The following is an 18845-nucleotide window of genomic DNA, read 5'->3' as shown; positions in this document are numbered from 1 at the left end:
CAGTTGTTTGTAATTAATTTTGAATTCTTTATCAAATGTGATTTTATTTAGCACCAGTTATAACCCATCTACTATTTCCTTGATCCCATAACAGCGAAAAACTTACAGAACTAGGTGATTGTTTGCCGTTTTTCAAAAAGTATCTCAATTGAGCATTAACCGTAGCTGTTTCTGAATTATTTTCTATTAAGCTCACTTGTTCAACATCTACGCTTTCTACTTGTCCTCCCCACCAATCAATATAAGAAAGATAACCTTTGGGATGGAGGCGTTGATTATTTTGATAGCTGGGAGATAACTGATTCCAGGCTTGTTGATATTCACCATTGTTAATAGTTTCGTAATAATTTTCCACTGCTTCTTCTGCTGAGGGTCTATTAATTTGTTGTTGTGTGGAGTTAAATTGTTGAACGGGTGATGTAGTTTGTTGCACGACTGGAGAATCAACTGGTTCTTGAACTGATGGTGTAGTTTGTTGTACAACTGGAGAATCGACAGGATCTTGAGAATTTACTGATGGTGAGACGCTTGGTTTGTTATTGCTATTTGTTGAAAGTTCAGCCGATGAAGGTGTAGATTCAGCTATTGGTTGATTTGATTTATTGAGAGCAAAACCAATAACTATAGAACCACCAATTAAACCACCAGCAATTAAACTACCGAGAAGGATTCCTTTGTGTCCATTGTTTTGGCTACTATTTTGATTGGGAGGTTGGCTACTATAACCTGGACTAACAGCAACTGTATTTTGTTGTGTTGCAGGAGGTTGTACGTTGGCTACTGGTGGTTGGTTGTAAGGTACTGTTGGCGCTACTGGCGGTTGATTATAAGGTACAGTTGGCGTTACTGGTGGTTGATTATAAGGTACAGTTGGCGCTACTGGCGGTTGATTGTAAGGTACTGTTGGTGCTGCTGAACCAAATAGCAAAGCGTCTAACATTTCTCTGGCTGTAGCAAAACGATCGCGTGGATGGTAGGCGATCGCTCGATCTATCACTCCTGCTAATGTAGGACTAATACTCAAGGCATGTCTGTGCCAAATAATTTCTCCAGTGCGTGAATCTGTTTCTAATTCTTGTGGTTGTTTTCCCGTAAGAAGATAAATTGCTGTGATTCCCAAACTGTATAAATCACTCGAATAAAGTGGTCTACCTGCGGCTTGTTCGCTTGGCATATATCCCGGCGTACCAATCACAATGGAACTGGTCGGTAAGCCTTGGGAATTCACCACTGTTCCCATTGATTCGCGGACAGCACCGAAATCAATCAGCACTGCTTTATGGTCTCGATGACGCAAAATAATATTATCTGGTTTGATATCTCGATGGACAATTCGCTGATTGTGTACTTGTTCTAGTACTGGTAATAAATTTATTAATATTTCTCTAACGGCGCTTTCACTTAATAAGCCTTGTTGTTGTACTTTCGCTGTTAAGGTATCGCCTTCTATCCACTCTTGAACCAAGTAAAATTGTCCATCTGATTGAAAGTAAGCATATAAAGTAGGAATTTGGTTACTTGTACCACCCAAATCTTCTAAAATTGCTGCTTCCCGTTGGAATCTTTCTTGCACTAATTGATAAATTTGCGGGTTGTTGTGAATTGGTCTTAGCTGTTTAATTACACAACGGCGGTTAGAAGGCATTTGAGTATCTTCCGCTAGGAAAGTTTCACCAAACCCACCGCTTCCTAAAGTGCGAATCACTCGATAGCGATCGTTTAACAGTATTTGCATAAATTAACACTACTAACTATAAGGGTGTTTTGTGGTATTGTTTTATCTACTTTAGTTTGTATCGGATATTTTTTGTAAAAATGAGAAAATAGCGCTTCCCACTCAATAAGTTGGCAAGCGCTATGCTGTTATTCATGAAAATATTGCTATTTTGAGCTTTTTTAAGTGCGATCGCCACGCCGTTGTGATACCTTAATTCACCAGCAAAAGGGTGAGCGAAAAAAGGTGTGGGGAGTGTGGGGAGTGTGGGGAGTGTGGGGAGTGTGGGAAGTGTGGGAAGTGTGGAGGGTAATTTTTTGGATACTTAGCTAGAAATCCCACACAAAATTTCGTTCACCCCCAGCAAAAGATATTTCTATTGTCGGTCTTCTCGATCCTTTGGTTTGGATCTTTGTTGATACTGTTCAACCTGTTGGTTAATAGTGTCTTTGACTTTTCGCTCAGTAGCGTCCATTGCAGAATATTTAAAGCGGTTGAATATGCTACTGAATAAGTTACTAAAGAATCTCTCAATTTCTTGCATGATTTTATCCCTCAATAATTAAAGGTAAATTGTTGGCTCTATACATAGCAACAGCCAATCTAGTTAGGAAATTAACAGATGATAAAACTTATTTGATTTTGGTTTGCACTTTTTGATAAAAGTTATAAATCCAACGCTAATAGCAATTTGAAAAAGAATTGTGACAGACGAATTAACAAAAGCGTTAGATATCCATTTATTGTAATATGCCTAAAGTAATAAATTTGACTTGATAATAATTCGTAATTCGTAATTTGTAATTCGTAATACTTGCCTGCGGGGATAAGTAAGTAACACAAATTCAATTAAAAGTATAGAAAGTTACTCTATGCTATCAGGGTCTATGTTGAGCGATCGCAATTTTGCCTTTAACTGTTCTATTTCTAATTGTGCTTGTTCTGCACGTTGACGTTCTTGTTCTGCGCGTTGGCTTTCTTGTTCTGCGCGTTGGCTTTCTTGTTCTGCGCGTTGACGTTCTTGTTCTGCGCGTTCTTCTGCCTGTTGTCTTGCTACAACTTCCTGCCGTAAAGCTTCTACCAATTCATCGGCGATGAGTAATTTTTCCCCTGTGTCTTCTCGATAAAAGGCAATTATCTTTCCTTCGATGGCTAAACGCAGCTGTAGGGGTTGGCTGCGTCCATCTTCTATTGGTTCGTAGACTTCTCCCCGCAGCCGATAGCCACGTAACTGTTGTTCTACCCACTCGCTTTTTGGGTCAAACAACCAGTATTCTTTAACACCTAACTGCTCATACAAAGTCTTTTTGAAGATTTCGTCGTGTCCTTTAGTACCAAAGGATGTCATTTCAAAAATTACTGTTGGTACTTGGCCTTCTTCCCAAATTTTATAGTTATCGCGACCGCCTGGTGCAACATCAAAAATTACCATCACATCTGGTGCTACCCGTAATTTGGGAAAGCCTTGTGCATAGTAAAGAAATTGATTTGCTAATACTGTTGCTTGACGGTTTGCTAAATACTGCTTGAGTACTTCTAAGGTAGTTAATAAAGCATAAAGGTGGTCGTAGGTTTCTGCCACTGGTTGACCATCAGCACTAGGGTAAAAGATTTCTGATTTGACATTAACAGGTAGAGTAGCCGTCACGTCGCTTTGCTCCGAATTTAAAATTCACACATTCAAAATTCAAAATTACGCATGATGTGGATTAGCTAAAACCCTTGATTTATCGTTGTAGACACTAGCAATTGCAAGGTCTCTACAGGGCGCACTTGCTTTGTATGACTTTGTGTTTCGGTGATGGTTGTAAGATTGCTGCTACAAGATTATTTTAGAGCAAGTTCTGATTTTCCTTAATTAGGGATTTGGAAGCTTTGCAAAATGTAATTAGTTAACTCACAAAATCCATCACCTTCGGCAGCAGTGGTAACATAAACAGGCTGATGTTGCAATTTATCTGCATATTCCAGCACATTTGCCACGCCTACAGAAATAGGAAAATAATGGCGATCGAATAAACTTTCATCATTGGGACTATCGCCTACGGTGACAATTTGTTCTGGTGAATAATCAGGCAAATATTCGCGTAATACTTGCAACAATCCTACAGCTTTATCTTGTCCTTGGGGTTTAATGTGACACTGGACGTTACTGTAAGTAAACCCCCAACCCATTTGTTGACACAGATGATTTATGGTTTGGATTTCGTCTTGACTCAAAGTAGCTACATCAAAAGTCCAATCTGTGACACGAAAGCGATTATCAACAGATTCCTGGATTTGGGGAAATTGAGTTTGTAACTTTTCAAAAGTTGTAGCCAAGTGCTGGCGATGCTTAGCTAAATCGAGAATGGGTGTTAACACTATTGGTTTCTGGTTTCCTGGTGGAAAGTACAAACCGCCATTTTCTGCCATAGCACCTGCTACAGGCATCAAACTACTTAATCCACTCACCCACCCAGCAGAACGTCCGGTGACAATCAGTACCTTAATGTTAGCTGCTGCTAAATCTTCCAAAGCTTGCAGCAGTGCAGGAGTAAACTTTCCTCGTTTTGTCAGAGTGCCATCCATATCTGTGGCGATGAGACGAATATTACTCAAAGCGGTGAGGCTCAAATGTTTTGGCATAAGGGATTGGGAGTGTTGACTGTTGAGTGTTAACTGTTGACTGAGGGGTTAAGAATTACACATAAACGCTAAAACCCTTAATTTATCGTTATAGAGACGTTGCAATTGTGGAGACGTTGCAGTGCAACGTCTCTACAGGGCACAAAATCCTTGATATTTCGTTGATTTTCCCCAGTTCCTAGTCATCAGTCCCCAGTACTTTGTAAAAAATATTAATCATACAGCAAGATGAACTGAAAAATTTGGGAATCCTAAACATTAGGAGTCAAGTTTTTCAGTTTTCCAACCATGCCTACTTCGATGTTTCTTGCCCAATCCTCTGGGACAAAAACTAAAAAGGCATCCCAGGAAGTGCCAGCAAATAATCCTCAAATACCACCGTTCTTGGTGCTAACCTCTGGAGGACTGGCTTTAGTGGTGATTGCTTTGATTGTGTATAGTAAAATCCAGATGAATAAACTGGAGAAAAAAATTAAGTTTGAACAATTCCGCGCGCGAGAATTAGAAAAAAAATTTAAGCTGGCTTTGGAAACAATTCGCAAAATGGAAACGAATCCCGATTTGGTGAATTCACGGGATTTTAACTTAGATTATTTGCGAATGCGGATGTCAGAGGAAGTATTTCACTTTGCGATTCTCAATCAAGTAAAAATTAAGGTGAAAGATAAAATTTCTCAAGCGCTGCGTCCAAATCAAGCCCAACAAGGAGCGGTGGGAATTGCTAACAGCGCCGGTCGGCAAGTGGATGAAATTTTTGATGTAGAGTATGAAACTGGTACTCCACCGAACTCTGCTAAACGTGTATTGTTTCGGATTCAAGTCCGGTTAATGAAGTTACCAACGCAAGCAACTTCCGCAACTATCAGCCAAATTATTGATTGTATAGAAACTTATTTAAGTCCGATGGAAGATGAAGATAGTTGGCAACCAACAATTCAAGGTCGGATTGCCACTATGCATTGGGATCAAAAAGCTAAGCCTACGCCTTTATTGGTATTGGAGCAATCCAATGAAGGCGTGAATGTAACGTTTCGCACCAGTCGCCAAGCAACTGTCCCAACTCCACCAAACCAATCAAAAATGAAGGGTCATTAGTTATTAGTCATTGGTCATTGGTCATTAGTTATTGTTAACAAACAAAGGACAAAGAACAAATGACAAAGAACATTAAAGCTATGACTGAATCACTGTATTTGAAGAATTACGAGTTAACAGGCCATCTTCCATTTGTATGATGCGATCGGCGATGTCTAAAATACGATTGTCGTGTGTGACTAACAAGATAGTAGTACCTTGATTTTTAGCTAGGCTCTGCATGATTTCTACGACATCGCGTCCTGATTGTTTATCTAATGCTGCTGTTGGTTCGTCTGCTAGCACTAGGGGAGGACGATTCACTAGGGCGCGGGCGATGGCAATTCTTTGTTTTTGTCCGCCAGAAAGATTATCTGGGTAATAATTAATTCTTTCTTCTAAACCAACAGCCCGCAGCATCATTTCTGATTTAGCCATCGCTTCTGCTTGAGAAATGCGATCGCTTAATTCTACTGCCATTTGGACGTTTTGTTTGGCAGTTAAGAATCCTAGTAAATTGTGAGCTTGGAAAATATAACCGATATTACGCCGCATCTGCACCAGTTTGTTTTGATTGACACCAAATACTTCTTCACCTAAAAATTTCAAACTTCCCTCTTGTACAGACCGTAAACCACCAATTAAGCTCAATAATGTGGTTTTTCCGGAACCTGATGGTCCAGTCATGATGACAATTTCGCCAGGATAAATTTCTAGGTTAATGTCAAATAAAATCTGTTTTCTGAGTGCGCCTTTGCCGTAGTAATGATTGAGATTTTTAATGGCAATTACAGGTTCTTGTTTATTCATAAATTTGTTAGTTATGATTTAGCACTTCCAATACAGAACTGTTTGTAATAAACTGGCGGATAAATTGATTCTGAATTCTGAATTTTGAGTTCTGTATTCTTCTTCAAAATATATCTGCTGGGTCAGCAGAACGTAATTTTCGGACTGCGATCGCACCGGATACAAAACACATAATTATGGTCAAAATCAACACGGTTGTGGCGCGATCAAAACTCATAAATACTGGTAAAAGTGTTGCTTCTCTTGCTCGTTGATACATTAACAAAGCAAAAACTAATCCGGGTAAATATCCTAAAACTGCTAGCATAAAAGCCTCTTGCAGAATCACTGTCAATAAATAATTATGTGTATAGCCTATGGCTTTGAGTGTGGCGTACTCAGATAAGTGATCTGAAACTTCTGTATACAGAATTTGATAAACAATTACAGTGCCAACAATAAAACCCATGATAGTGCCTAGCGTGAAAATAAATCCGATCGCTGTACTACTCGCCCAATAATTTCGCTCAAAATCAATAAATTCTTGTTTAGTTAAAACGTTTATTTCTTTAGGTATATACTTCCTTAAATCCTCGGCAACAGCGTTGGCGTTTGCTCCTGGTTTTAATCTAATTAATCCAATATCAATTAATCCTTTCTGACGAGTACTGAATATCCGCAGAAAGTTAACATCGCTGGTAATTAAGTTACCGTCTGCACCAAATGATGCACCTAAAGTAAACATGCCTACTACTTTAATTCGCCGCCTTCTTACTTCGGCGGTGACGGTTTTTCCTTGGTCATAATCAGCAGCAATTGGCCCATATTCAACTCTAGAAGAACGGTCAAATAAAACTACATCTGGTAGTTTAAGTTTTTCTAAATTTTCTTCAACTCCAGGCAAATTGACCAAATTAGTTTCTGGATTCATGCCAAATATCAAGATGCTACGAGGGCGACCCGTGACAGGATTTTTCCAGGTTGTATAATCTAAATATATGGGATGTACTGATTGTACTGTTGGTAACTCTAAAGCTTTATATAATCGTCGTTGAGAAAAGCTCCTCATTGCCAAAACAGCACTTGATTGACTGTTAATTAAAACAAGATCGCCCTGCAAACTGTTATGGAATCGAACGTTACTATAATACAAAGCATCTCGAAATCCGAGTTGCATAAACATCAAAATATCAGCAAAAGCTATTCCTGCCAAAGCCACAGCTAGGCGAGTCTTTTCTCTTGTTAGTTGTAGCCACGACAAAGGGATTTTTTTATTCATTATTAAAGATTAATTTCTAAGGAATTAGACCATTTTGAATTTTAGATACTTCGACATGTTCAGTAAAAATTTGGGATTTTGGATTGATAATTGCTGTTGGAATTAAAGACTGTATAAATACATCGATTGCAATCATTTACCAAGTAGTATTACTGATTAATTTCCACGAGAACTTTCGCATAAGTTAAGCCAGAAACTTTCAAACTGTCTTCTGGAGACAAAGCAATTTTCACTTCTATGACTCTGGCATCCACATCTGCGGCTGGATCTGTATTTAGCACATCTTTTTTGCCAATTTTTCTGCCAATTTCAGTGACAGTTCCTTTGAATTCTTCGCTAAATGCTCCGTTATCGCTGGTGATGCTAGCGTTTTGACCGAGACGTATTTTGCTAATACTATCTTCAGGGACTTCAGCAACTACAAACATTTGATTTGTTTGTCCAATTTCAGCAATGCCATTTGCACCTATGGCTTCACCAGACTTGGTGTAAACCTTTAAAATTTCTCCAGCAATTGGCGCTTGAACGTAGCTTAATTTTAGTTCTGCTTCGGCTTTTCTAACATTAGCGATCGCATTACTAACTTGAGCTAAAGCCACTTGCACATCAGTGGGACTAACCTCCAAAAGCCTACTGAGCCTGGCTTTTTCTTCATCGATTTGCCTTTGCAAGGTTGCTACAGTTTTGTCACGGTTAACTTTGGCTTCAATTAACTGCTGTTGCAAAGTTGCTAAATTTTGTATTTGAGTAGCTCTGGCTTCAGCTAGTTGCTGTCTAAGAGTTGCCAATGTCTGCTTGAGAGTAGCTTGACTTTCAGCAACTTGCTGATTAGCTGTAATTGCACTCAAACGTCTTCTATCCCGTTCCTGCTGAGAAATTGCACCTTCTTTGTATAAAAACTCATAGCGTCCAGCATCCACTTGAGCATTACGCTGTTCGGCTTGGATACGGGCCAGGGTTGCTCTGAGAGCTTCTCTTTGTCCGCTAAGTTCTGCTTCTAGCCGATTCACAGTTGCTTGTTGGACGAGTTTTTCTCCACTTAACTGAGCTGCAATTCGAGCAATTGTCGCTTGCTGAGCGTTCTTTTCCCCAACTAACTGCGCTTGTAGGCGACCAATAACCGATCTTTGAGCTTGAATATCTCGCGGAGATCCGGCTCTGACTTGCGCTAAATTCGCACGGGCTTCTTGGACTTTAGCTTTTGCTTCTTCTAGTGCGGCTATTTGAGTATCGCGGTTGTCCAAAATTGCCACAATTTGGCCTTGTCTGACTTTTTCACCTTCTTTCACTAAAAGCTGCTGAACTCGTGAGGATGGCGCTAATCCTGAGGATGGCGCAGACAATTTAATCACTTCACCTCGCGGTTCCAAACGTCCCACAGCACTAACAGTATTGCTAGATGGCATTACCGGTGCAGAGACATTGAGTTTTTTCAGCTGCTCGATTTTAGCTGTACCTAGCACCCCAGCAGCAATTACTATTGGTACTGCTACAGCAATACCCCACCAAATCTTAGGTTGTTCGGGATTAAATGTTTGCTCAGTTGGCTTTGGCTTCTCGGTCACCCTTGACATAGTATGTTGCCCGTTTATCTGAATTGTGCTGATGCGAGTAAAAAAGGGTTTTTAATCAATTGCCAGCCGTTTATACCAATTTAAAAGACTAGATATCACAAGGTTTTGAGCTTGTATATCTATCACGTTATTTTTTCAAATTAGTATTAGGACAAACAACGGGTATGGCTTAAAATCCACGCGATATACACTCAACACTCACACTAAAGCTTTGTAAAAAAACGATGCACTTTTGTAGCTGGCTATTTGAAAAAGAATCCAGAATCCAGAATTCAGAATTCAGAATTCAGAATTCAAATTAATTAATGGGGCATTCAGATATAGAAACGCGAGATATTACGTCTCTATTAAAAATCCAAAACTACTATGATGCGGTACTTTGCTACCGCAATGAGAAACTAGTTCACATTAACTAATCAGTGAACTTTACTAACTATTTACTGATAAAAGAACTCTCCGACTCAGGAATCATAAGTCAGAATAGTTGGGAAATCAAATGTTGTATACCTGCTTGATTTAGTACAAATTATCAAGCTTGGGCATTCAAGCATCATTGATTCTGAATTCTGAATTCTGAATTCTGAATTCTAAATTCTGAATTCTAAATTCTGAATTCTAAATTCTTATACTTAATCAGCGGAGGCTACAGTTATTGACAAAATTCAAAAACAAAATCAAAAATCATTTGTTTCAAAGACCTGATACCAATTCTCAAAAATTTTGCTACACATTATTCTCCGCGTCACTGTGTCACTGTGTCCCCGCGTCATTATCTGTAACCTAGTTAAAGTTAATTGGTCTTAATTAATTTCCCTGCTCTATTTTGGGACTCCATCAAACTCTCGTTGAATGAATTCTACATTTATCAGTTATCGGAAAACGTAACAGAACCTACAGATGGGGGAATAAGGGCATGGGGCATGGGGAAAGGGGAAAGGGAAAGGGGAAAGGGAAAAGGGAAAAGGGAAAGGGGAAAGGGGAAAGGGAAAAGGTTAAGGGGGAAAGGTTAAAGAAGTTGTTCGTCTGAAGTACAGTTTTGTAACGGGGATTTAGACCCCGCAAACACATACTTGCGGCTTGATAGAAGCCGGGGACTTAAACCCGCCGAAGTTTGTTAAATTTATCCCTTTCCCCTTTACCCTTTCACCTTTACCCTTTCCCCTTTACCCTTTCACCTTTACCCTTTCCCCTTTACCCTTTACCCTTTCCCCTTTCCCCTTTCCCCTATCTCTTCATCTCCCTTGCCGCCTATTTAGCAATCTCCTGTGGAAGGTCAAATAGAACTGTGGTCATATAATGTTCTGCCCAAGCTGGGCCAAAGGCTTTTTCTAGGACGCGACGGGTTTTGTCGTTTTGCTGCTGTTTAGTGCAGTAGTTGTGTTGTCCGGCGAGATTTTGGGTGACTTGTTCTACTGGAACTGGACTAGAGGCGATCGCTTGGGTACAATGAATGTCTAAAAAGTCTTTGACGCGAGAGAGAAACATTGTTTCTTCTTCTGGGGAAATGGGACGCACAAAGATGCAAAAGTCTGAAAAAATATTTCCCCATTCTGGTAATTCCCGCGGTTGGGAAAAGTTAAGCACTGTTAGCTGGCTAAGGGCCGCAGTATAAGATTCTGGTAAGGCGCGTTCTAATTGTACGGGAGAAAGGTCTGCGATCGCCGCACTAATTTGACCTCTACCACCCACTAAATCACAACCAAACATCGGCAGGTTGTACTCTGGACGGGGAAACATGACGCAATGCAAAATATCGAGCATACTCCCGACTTTTGCCAGTTCTAAGTGCATTTTCCGGAACTGGGGGGTTTGATAGCAACGGTTCTCAATGGTCAGTTTTTCCCCTTCTAGTCTACCTTCCACATACCCCAACTCAGCTGGCAAATGGTAGGGCGATAGATCCAGATGCTGATGCCAAGCTGCCTCAATACAATCAGCTAGCTGACGAATTAGGGGATGTTGTTGCTCGCGCAGCGAGGGCATAGAAGTAAATGACATATTCTAGTTGGGAGAATTGCGGTCTAGTAGCCAGTCTACAACTTGCCGTGCCTCACAGTCACAGCTTGCAATATTAAGCAAACACTTACACTAGCCAACGTAAAGTTATAAGACAGTTGCTTTTCACAAGTATTATTTATTTTGTAGTGTAAGTTACAGAAATAATTTTATATTAGCCCATAAGTTCAGGCTGAGGCGAAGATATGAAACTAGATTCTCATAGACCAGATGTTGCTGTCCAAGCAAGAAGGCGGAATCTGCAAGGTTTACAGCAGTTAAGAGTTTCTGGTTGGGTGACGCTTTTGGAACTTCCCAATCCTTGGAGTTTTGACGAAGCACTTTTATTGTGTCCAGTTTCCAAAGATGAATGGCTAGCTTGGATTCCAGATTATGGAGAGGCGATATTGAATATCAGACAATTTAGTTATTAGGCATGGGGTGTGGGGCGTGGGGAGATGAGGGAGACAAGGGAGATGGGGAGATGGGGAGATGGGGAGATGGGGAGCAAGGGAGATGAGTTTTTCCCCTCTGCCCCATGCCCAATGCCCCATGCCCAATGCCCAATGCCCAATGCCCAATGACTACTGCCAAAAATCCGTAACATCGTATCCCAATTCTGCTAGCATCTGCCGCAGCAGGGGTAAACTCAGTCCAATGACATTGCTGTGACAGCCTTCAATTTTTTCGACGAATAAACTACCAAAACCTTCGAGAGCAAAAGCACCAGCACACTTGAGGGGTTCGCCTGTGGCTACATAAGCTTTAATTGCCTTGTCGGTCACGGAAGCGAAGTAAACTCTTGTAACTTGAGATTTGACTAAAGTGCGATTTTGCATAAGGTCAATTAAGGCGTGACCTGTGTATAAGTCACCAAAGCTACCTTGCATTATCCGCCAACGGGCGATCGCTTCATTAGTGTCTGCTGGTTTGCCATGAATCTGATTATGTACAGATAAAACCGAATCACAACCCATAATCAAAGCTGATTCAAACTGGGGGGCTACGGTTTGAGCTTTGTACTGGGCAAGAGTTCTCACCAATTGTGCAGGTTCGCTTAATTGGATTTGCGACTCATCAAAATCACTAGGTCGAACTATCGGTTCGATACCAACAGTTTGCAGCAAGCGCCGTCGCGCTGGAGAAGCCGAGGCCAGTACAAAAGGTGGAATGCTCATAGAGAAGCAGGAAATGAGGGAGCAGGGGAGGCAGGGGGGCAGGGGGCAGAGGGGTAGGGGAGATGAGGGAGACAAGGGAGACAAGGGAGATGAGGAAGAGGGGCAAGAGGCAGGGGAGAAGTTCCTTCCCTCTGCTCCCTGCTTCTTGCTCCCCTGCCTCTTCCCAATGCCCCATGCCCAATGCCCAATACCCAATTGACTAATAAACAGAAAAAGAATTTACAACTTCATCAATTGTTTGTTGAACTTTTGGCCAGCGTTTTTCCGAAATTGAGGCGTTGAAGGTAAAAAGTTTACCACGGCTCACAGCAACGCTGGCGATGTTATGCCGTTGCTGTTGATTGGGGAGTTTAACTTCATATTCTAAAAGGTAGTATGTTTTACCATCTACTTCGCGCTGTGCGGCGTTGATTAATTCCGCTGTACGACCAGAATCAGCAGGCGCGAGAGCGGCTTTTCCTAACTTGTATCCTACTTCTGTTGGAGTTCCTAATTCTGCTAAGGTTTTATTTTCTGGAACTGGGCTAATCACTACAGAAACATTTTCAGATATTTCAATTAAATCGTGAAAAACCACATCAGGGCCGTTGGCAACTTTGACTTGCAGCCAGCCATTAGGATATAAAAACTGATAACCATCATTGCTGTCTACAAAGCTTTTGAGTCCAGCGGCAAACGCTACACCAGGATTACTCAGGCTGAAGCTCAAGACTAATAGCAAAATTAATACAATTCGTTTCCACATTATATACAGGTTCCTTTGGGCTGGAGGCAATACTAGGCAAGCATCATTTGGACACTGTTGACTGCTGATGGTTGACAGTTAACAAAAGCGTGGGTTTTGGGTTGTGCTGGTTGTACCGCTAAAGCGGAACTCACTCTCTTGGCAACTAGGCTTTATCAGTCAACAGTCAACAGGAAATCCCATCTTTTTCTAGGAATGGATGAGTTTAACGTTTTTATTTTCCCATCAAGCGGTACGCTTCGGTTGAAGCACAAGATTGGCAGCTAATCAAGAAAATAAAAACCCCGACTTGATAGCCGAGGTAAATGGGAGAAGTCCAAATGTCGATGAAATGTACCGATACCGAAGTCTATTTTTAGTTAACTTTTAAAGCAACCAAAACTAGAAGGTCACATACAAGGTCTAACCTTGACTAGGTGGCTTACTTTACTGCTTTGTTAACCTATGTAAATAAATTTAACAAATTTTATTACGATTCGTCAACTAGACTTGACAAACAAAAGATTAATTTTTTGATAAGATTTACTTATCATAGATACTGATGAAAAATTTTCCAGGTCATCCATGAAAAAGCAGCTAAGAACTGGGGACTGGTATTTTTATTTGCAAAAGTCTTTACAATTCCTTTGTTAACTCAAAAAGTATTTCTCAATATATGACGAATCAAGCTCCTATCCCGGTTATTGTCAACGGTGCGGCTGGTAAAATGGGTCGTGAAGTAGTGAAGGCGGTAGCGCAAGCACCAGACTTGAATTTAGTGGGTGCAATTGATAGCAGTCCCCAACATCAAGAAAAAGATGCTGGAGAACTGGCGGGTTTAAGCGAACCTTTAGAAGTGCCAATTACCAATCAATTAGAACCGATGTTGGGTTATGTAGCTGGGGAGAGACAAGGGCCTCCAGGGGTGATAGTGGACTTTACTCATCCTGATTCAGTTTATGACAACATTCGCAGCGCGATCGCCTACGGTATTCGTCCTGTAGTCGGTACCACTGGATTAAGCCCAGAACAAATTGAAGATCTGGCGGACTTTGCCGAAAAAGCTAGCACTGGTTGTCTAATTATTCCTAACTTTTCCATTGGTATGGTGTTGCTGCAACAAGCCGCAGTGGCCGCTTCTCAATATTTTGACCACGTAGAAATTATCGAACTACATCACAACCAAAAAGCCGATGCTCCCAGCGGTACTGCCATTCAAACCGCGCAGTTATTGGGAGAATTAGGTAAAACCTTTAACCCGGCGTTAGTACAAGAAACTGAGAAATTAGCAGGAGCTAGGGGGAGCCAAGCAGACGAAGGAATTAGAATTCATAGCGTGCGCTTACCGGGATTAATTGCTCATCAGGAAGTTATTTTTGGCGCACCGGGACAGATTTATACTTTACGACACGATACGAGCGATCGCGCTTGCTATATGCCAGGAGTACTATTAGCCATTCGCAAAGTCCTAGCGTTAAAGTCGTTAATATATGGATTAGAAAAAATACTTTAATAAGAAAGAATTCAGAAGTCAGGACTCAGAACTCAGAATTTACCTGAGTAAAACTGATGAATGTAGCTTGCGACTCTGTGGGAGTATAAACGGTGAAAACACTCACGCCTAATTTTCAATTTAGTCTTCTATTAGTAACTGGTCTATCTTCCACTCATTAATTCTGAATTCTGAATTCTGAATTCTGAATTCTTCATACTCATTACCCATTACTCAGCACTCATGTTAGTACCACTGACTCGCCAGAAATTTGAACAAATTGTCCCGTTAATTGCCACTGGTCTTCAGTACAAGTACTATTGGGGAAAGTTTGCAAATTTTTTGCAACGCCTGTTAATTTCTGTAGTCGCCATAGTCGTAATTCTGCTTGTTAGAGCTTTGTTTGGGCTACAGTTTGGCCCCATAATATTTGTGCTGGGGGTAATTAGCGCTTTGTTTTGGCTGTGGTATCCAGTATTTCAAGCAAGTATGCGAAATTTAAAATGCCGTCGTTACAAATATAGCGGCTTTTTTCGCGGTAGAGTTTTGGACTGGTGGATTACAGACCAATTAATTGGCAAACAGGAAACTGTTAATAGCAAAGGTGAATTAGTAATTGTAGAAAACCGAGAAAAACGGATTAACTTAGAGGTGGGTGACGACACTGGATTTACCATTGAATTTGACGCACCACTACGTTCTAGCCACAAAGCCATAACTCGCGGTCAAATTGCAGAAATGGTAGTGATGTCAAATCGCGCAGATTTAAGCAGTATTGAAGATTTCACTGATATATACATTCCCAGTCGTGAGTTGTGGGTTAGCGATTATCCTTACCTGCGGCGAGATTTCTTTAGCGAAGTCGGCCGTCGCTTGCGTGAAGATTCACAACAAAGAAGGCCGCGTCGGCGTCGGCGAACAGTAGATGAGTAAACAAACTGTGAAACACCACACTCAATTTTCTCAAAATCCATGAGCGAAAGTTATTCTCAAACAACTCCCCTACATACCCTAAACCCACTCAACCGATTTTCCGATCGAGCAGAAGATTATGTAAAGTATCGACCAAGCTACCCCACAGCTGCCATTGATATTATCTTGGAATCATTAAATAAAAATTCACCAATTTTTGCAGCAGATATTGGTGCAGGTACAGGAATTAGTTCCAGAATATTAGCTGGGCGTGGAGTTAATGTCATCGCCATAGAACCAAATGCGGCCATGAGAGAGGCCGGCGAACCACATCCTTTAGTAGACTTTCGGGATGGAACAGCAGAATTTACCAAACTTAGCGATAAATCTGTTGATTTAGTTACTTGTTTTCAATCTTTCCATTGGTTTAATCCAGAACCAACATTATCAGAATTTCATCGGATTTTAAAACCATCGGGACGCTTAGCTATAGTGTGGAATAACCGCGATCGAGAAGATGCCTTCACCGCAGAATATAGCCGGATAGTCCGGGAAGCATCTAACAATCATCCTGGAGAATCAAGGATGCAGTCAGTGGAGCCACTATTAGCAACTCCTTATTTTATCAACATTCGTGAATATAATTTCACTTATAGACAAAAGTTAGATTTAACTGGACTTATCGGACGGGCAAAAAGTGTTTCTTACCTACCTCAAGAACTGTTAGCAGATCAAAAATTCCTTGAGAGTTTTGAGGAATTATATCAGCGTTTTCGTGATGAAAATAATTTTGTCTATCTAGTTTATCGTACTAGCGTACATCTTGGCGAAGTAATTAATTAGAACAGAATTCAGAATTCAGAATTCAGAATGAAAACAGAGTTAGCTTTTGTGTTTGAATAACTTAAATCTGCTATAAATCTCAAGTGAAGACATTAAGATTTTATTAGCGTCTTGATTTGAGATTTAATATTTTATCGATAAATGACTTGTAACCCAGAAATTACAGAAGGTTGGCATGGCAAACTGAATTTAGTTTATGCCCATCGCCACAACGCAACGCAATTAATTTACACTCACCAGCAAGCACCCTTGAAGGTGCAACGCCCATTTTATCCAGAAGGGTCAAAAGTTTGTCATAGCGTAATTTTACACACAGCCGGGGGAGTTGTGGGGGGCGATCGCTTATCCTCTAATATCCATCTCGAACCTCATACAGAGGCTTTAATCACTACAGCAGCAGCTAGTAAGATATATCGCAGTAATGGTTTACAAGCTAGGCAAAAAATCCAGATACAAGTTGAGACTGGCGCTTGTTTAGAATGGTTACCCCAAGAAACAATTTTATTTAACGGTGCGATTTATCAGCAAGATTTACGGGTAGAATTAGCAACCGGGGCTAACTTTTTAGGGTGGGAAATTACCCGCTTTGGTCGCAGTGCTAGAGGAGAAAAATTTGATCGGGGAGAATGGCGATCGCATACTGAAATTTGGCAACAAGGTGTCCCGTTGTGGATAGACCGCCAATGGTTACCAGCTAGTGAGGAAATTTTTTACAGTTTTCACGGGTTGGCGGGAAAGCCAATAATCGGTAGTCTAGTTTGGCTTGGTGGTGCAGTTGCACCAGAAATTATAGAAAAAATCAGAATTTTAGCTAATGGAGTGAGTGAAGCTGGTGTTAGCCGATTACAACATGGATTATTGTGTCGATATCGCGGTGATTCTACATCTGAGGTGAGAAACTGGTTTATTGAAGTTTGGCAGTTGCTACGAGTTTATTTTTTGAATCGTGGTAAATGTATACCAAGAGTTTGGCAAGTTTGAACCGCCGCGAGGGAGGAAAGAATGCAATTGACGCCACAAGAAAAAGATAAGCTATTGATTTTTACTGCTGCTTTATTAGCAGAAAGACGTAAAGAAAGGGGTTTGAAATTGAATTATCCGGAAGCTGTTGCTTATATTTCGGCTGCTATTTTAGAGGGTGCGAGAGATGGGCAAACTGTAGCTGAATTAATGAGTTATGGCACAACTTTGTTAACACGGGATGATGTGATGCAAGGAATACCAGAAATGGTAAATGAAGTGCAAGTAGAAGCAACTTTTCCTGATGGCACAAAGTTAGTGACTGTACATAATCCAATTCGTTAATTTGGAAATAAATTAATTATGATTCCTGGAGAAATTATTCCACCAGAAGGTGAAATTGAACTAAATTCTGGTCGTCCTATTATTAAATTACAAGTTTCAAATACAGGCGATCGCCCCATACAAGTCGGTTCCCATTTTCACTTTTACGAAGTTAACGCAGCCTTAAATTTTAACAGAGAACAAGCGCGAGGAATGCGTCTCGATATCCCCGCAGGCACGGCAGTTAGATTTGAACCTGGGGATGAAAAAGAAATCACATTAGTGCCTTTGGTTGGTAGTCGCCAAGTCTACGGTTTCAACGCTAAAATTAACGGTTCTCTATAATTATGCAAATGGAATGGTATAATGAGCCGCCTGTTTGGGAAGTAAAAGATGAAGCGATCGCTGTTACTTCTGGGGCAAAAACAGATTTTTGGCGGGAAACTCACTACGGTTTTATAAGAGATAACGGTCACTTTTTTTATCAAACAATTGAAGGTGACTTTATTGCAGAAGTTAAAGTGACTGGACAGTATCACGATTTATACGATCAAGCCGGCTTGATGGTACGTTCAGATGAATTTAATTGGTTAAAATGTGGCATTGAATTTGTGGATGGCGTGCAACAAATTAGCGCAGTAGTGACGCGTAATTACTCAGATTGGTCTGTTATTCCAGTGCCGCAAAATTCTTCTGCAATTTGGATACGTGTAACTCGACGCGGCACAGCAATAGAGGTGGAATACTCTTTGAATGGAAGTGAGTATACAATGCTGCGACTTGCTTATTTGACTCCAGTGGAAACATTAAATGTCGGTGTGATGTGTGCCTCACCTGAAGGAAATGGTTTTCAGATGAGGTTTGAAAATTTGCAAATTCGTAGTTTTTAAGGAATAGTTATGAGTTAATTGATTTTTTAACGCAAAGGGACGCTGAGGTAAACGCGGAGGTACGCGGAGTTAGAGTTTGTTTGCCACACGTTTAATGCCTTCTTTGAGGTGGAGAACGTTAAAGTTGAGAATAAGACCGAGTTTACAATTAGTTAATTTGAGATAAGTTAAAAGTTGTACGGAGTGAATTGGGTTGATGGATTCTACAGACTTAACCTCAATAATTACTCGATCTTCAACTATTAAATATAATCGATAAACACAATCTAATTTCACCTCTTCATAAATAAGCGGTAATGGAACTTGCTTACCAACATTTAACCCCTTCTTTCTCAATTCGTAATACAAACACTCCTCATAAGCTGACTCTAACAAACCCGGCCCCAACGCTGTATGCACTCGCATCCCACAACCAATTATCACCCCACTCAAATTATTCTCATCCATCCTCTGCGAACCTTTGCGCTTA

Annotated in this window: 22 protein-coding genes; 11 read left to right on the top strand and 11 right to left on the bottom strand. The window is 40.7% G+C overall.

Going from position 1 to position 18845, the window contains the following annotated elements:
• Nucleotides 1-43: 43 nt before the first annotated feature.
• Nucleotides 44-1735, bottom strand: a complete 1692-nt coding sequence (locus VF06_RS01340) for a serine/threonine-protein kinase (RefSeq protein WP_099071704.1) — start codon at nt 1733-1735, stop codon at nt 44-46.
• Between the two features lie 165 nt (nt 1736-1900).
• Between VF06_RS01340 and VF06_RS40155 the strand changes: the two genes are divergently transcribed.
• The gene (locus VF06_RS40155) at nt 1901-2047 is read left to right on the top strand and encodes a hypothetical protein (RefSeq protein WP_180267634.1); all 147 of its coding nucleotides are present in this window, start codon (nt 1901-1903) and stop codon (nt 2045-2047) included.
• Between the two features lie 43 nt (nt 2048-2090).
• On the opposite strand, the gene VF06_RS40150 is transcribed toward VF06_RS40155, so the two are convergent.
• From VF06_RS40150 to VF06_RS01330, 3 genes are all read right to left on the bottom strand, one after another.
• On the bottom strand, nt 2091-2258 hold the full coding sequence (locus VF06_RS40150) for a hypothetical protein (RefSeq protein WP_180267635.1): 168 nt from the start codon (nt 2256-2258) through the stop codon (nt 2091-2093).
• A gap of 321 nt (nt 2259-2579) precedes the next feature.
• On the bottom strand, nt 2580-3362 hold the full coding sequence (locus VF06_RS01335) for a Uma2 family endonuclease (RefSeq protein ID WP_099071705.1): 783 nt from the start codon (nt 3360-3362) through the stop codon (nt 2580-2582).
• Nucleotides 3363-3568: 206 nt separating this feature from the next.
• A complete protein-coding gene (locus VF06_RS01330) occupies nt 3569-4342 on the bottom strand; it encodes an HAD family hydrolase (protein ID WP_099071706.1) in 774 nt (257 codons plus the stop codon).
• Nucleotides 4343-4630: 288 nt separating this feature from the next.
• Between VF06_RS01330 and VF06_RS01325 the strand changes: the two genes are divergently transcribed.
• Nucleotides 4631-5437 (top strand): hypothetical protein, encoded by an 807-nt coding sequence (locus tag VF06_RS01325; RefSeq protein ID WP_099071707.1) that lies wholly within the window; start codon nt 4631-4633, stop codon nt 5435-5437.
• A gap of 78 nt (nt 5438-5515) precedes the next feature.
• Here the strand turns inward: VF06_RS01325 and VF06_RS01320 are convergent, their stop codons facing one another.
• From VF06_RS01320 to VF06_RS01305, 4 genes are all read right to left on the bottom strand, one after another.
• Nucleotides 5516-6226, bottom strand: a complete 711-nt coding sequence (locus VF06_RS01320; RefSeq protein WP_099071708.1) for a DevA family ABC transporter ATP-binding protein — start codon at nt 6224-6226, stop codon at nt 5516-5518.
• Nucleotides 6227-6329: 103 nt separating this feature from the next.
• Nucleotides 6330-7484 carry an ABC transporter permease DevC gene (devC, locus tag VF06_RS01315; RefSeq protein WP_099071709.1) on the bottom strand — a complete coding sequence of 385 codons (1155 nt, stop codon included), beginning with the start codon at nt 7482-7484 and terminating at the stop codon, nt 6330-6332.
• A 149-nt stretch (nt 7485-7633) separates the two neighbouring features.
• The gene (locus VF06_RS01310) at nt 7634-9058 is read right to left on the bottom strand and encodes an HlyD family efflux transporter periplasmic adaptor subunit (RefSeq protein WP_099071710.1); all 1425 of its coding nucleotides are present in this window, start codon (nt 9056-9058) and stop codon (nt 7634-7636) included.
• A 1248-nt stretch (nt 9059-10306) separates the two neighbouring features.
• A complete protein-coding gene (locus VF06_RS01305; RefSeq protein ID WP_099072975.1) occupies nt 10307-11056 on the bottom strand; it encodes a phycocyanobilin:ferredoxin oxidoreductase in 750 nt (249 codons plus the stop codon).
• 203 nt (nt 11057-11259) lie between these two features.
• Between VF06_RS01305 and VF06_RS01300 the strand changes: the two genes are divergently transcribed.
• Both VF06_RS01300 and VF06_RS40145 read left to right on the top strand, forming a co-directional pair.
• Nucleotides 11260-11487: a hypothetical protein gene (locus tag VF06_RS01300; RefSeq protein WP_099072976.1), complete on the top strand. Its 228-nt coding sequence runs from the start codon at nt 11260-11262 to the stop codon at nt 11485-11487.
• A 42-nt stretch (nt 11488-11529) separates the two neighbouring features.
• Complete coding sequence (locus tag VF06_RS40145) at nt 11530-11637, top strand: histidine kinase (RefSeq protein ID WP_180267636.1); 108 nt, start codon at nt 11530-11532, stop codon at nt 11635-11637.
• On the opposite strand, the gene VF06_RS01290 is transcribed toward VF06_RS40145, so the two are convergent.
• A complete protein-coding gene (locus tag VF06_RS01290; protein WP_099072978.1) occupies nt 11638-12231 on the bottom strand; it encodes a Maf family protein in 594 nt (197 codons plus the stop codon).
• 199 nt (nt 12232-12430) lie between these two features.
• Nucleotides 12431-12976 carry a photosystem II reaction center PsbP gene (psbP, locus tag VF06_RS01280; RefSeq protein WP_099068369.1) on the bottom strand — a complete coding sequence of 182 codons (546 nt, stop codon included), beginning with the start codon at nt 12974-12976 and terminating at the stop codon, nt 12431-12433.
• 655 nt (nt 12977-13631) lie between these two features.
• Between psbP and dapB the strand changes: the two genes are divergently transcribed.
• The 7 genes from dapB to VF06_RS01245 all read left to right on the top strand — a co-directional run bounded on the left by dapB (nt 13632) and on the right by VF06_RS01245 (nt 18376).
• The gene (gene dapB, locus VF06_RS01275; RefSeq protein WP_099068368.1) at nt 13632-14468 is read left to right on the top strand and encodes a 4-hydroxy-tetrahydrodipicolinate reductase; all 837 of its coding nucleotides are present in this window, start codon (nt 13632-13634) and stop codon (nt 14466-14468) included.
• 222 nt (nt 14469-14690) lie between these two features.
• Nucleotides 14691-15380, top strand: coding sequence for a DUF8619 family protein (locus VF06_RS01270; protein WP_099068367.1), 690 nt, complete (start codon nt 14691-14693; stop codon nt 15378-15380).
• Between the two features lie 39 nt (nt 15381-15419).
• Nucleotides 15420-16202: a class I SAM-dependent methyltransferase gene (locus VF06_RS01265; RefSeq protein WP_099068366.1), complete on the top strand. Its 783-nt coding sequence runs from the start codon at nt 15420-15422 to the stop codon at nt 16200-16202.
• 141 nt (nt 16203-16343) lie between these two features.
• A complete protein-coding gene (locus VF06_RS01260; protein WP_099068365.1) occupies nt 16344-17183 on the top strand; it encodes an urease accessory protein UreD in 840 nt (279 codons plus the stop codon).
• A gap of 21 nt (nt 17184-17204) precedes the next feature.
• On the top strand, nt 17205-17507 hold the full coding sequence (ureA, locus tag VF06_RS01255) for an urease subunit gamma (RefSeq protein ID WP_099068364.1): 303 nt from the start codon (nt 17205-17207) through the stop codon (nt 17505-17507).
• A gap of 18 nt (nt 17508-17525) precedes the next feature.
• Nucleotides 17526-17831 carry an urease subunit beta gene (locus tag VF06_RS01250; protein WP_180267428.1) on the top strand — a complete coding sequence of 102 codons (306 nt, stop codon included), beginning with the start codon at nt 17526-17528 and terminating at the stop codon, nt 17829-17831.
• Between the two features lie 8 nt (nt 17832-17839).
• Nucleotides 17840-18376 carry a DUF1349 domain-containing protein gene (locus VF06_RS01245; protein WP_180267427.1) on the top strand — a complete coding sequence of 179 codons (537 nt, stop codon included), beginning with the start codon at nt 17840-17842 and terminating at the stop codon, nt 18374-18376.
• Between the two features lie 69 nt (nt 18377-18445).
• On the opposite strand, the gene VF06_RS01240 is transcribed toward VF06_RS01245, so the two are convergent.
• Entirely contained in the window at nt 18446-18823 is a 378-nt protein-coding gene (locus VF06_RS01240) for a GxxExxY protein (protein ID WP_099068373.1), read from the bottom strand.
• Between the last annotated feature and the right edge of the window lie 22 nt (nt 18824-18845).

The organism is Nostoc linckia z4, from assembly GCF_002608075.1.
GTDB lineage: Bacteria > Cyanobacteriota > Cyanobacteriia > Cyanobacteriales > Nostocaceae > Nostoc > Nostoc linckia.
The sequence above is the reverse complement of the archived record's forward strand: the minus strand, read 5'-3'. Positions and strand labels throughout refer to the sequence as shown.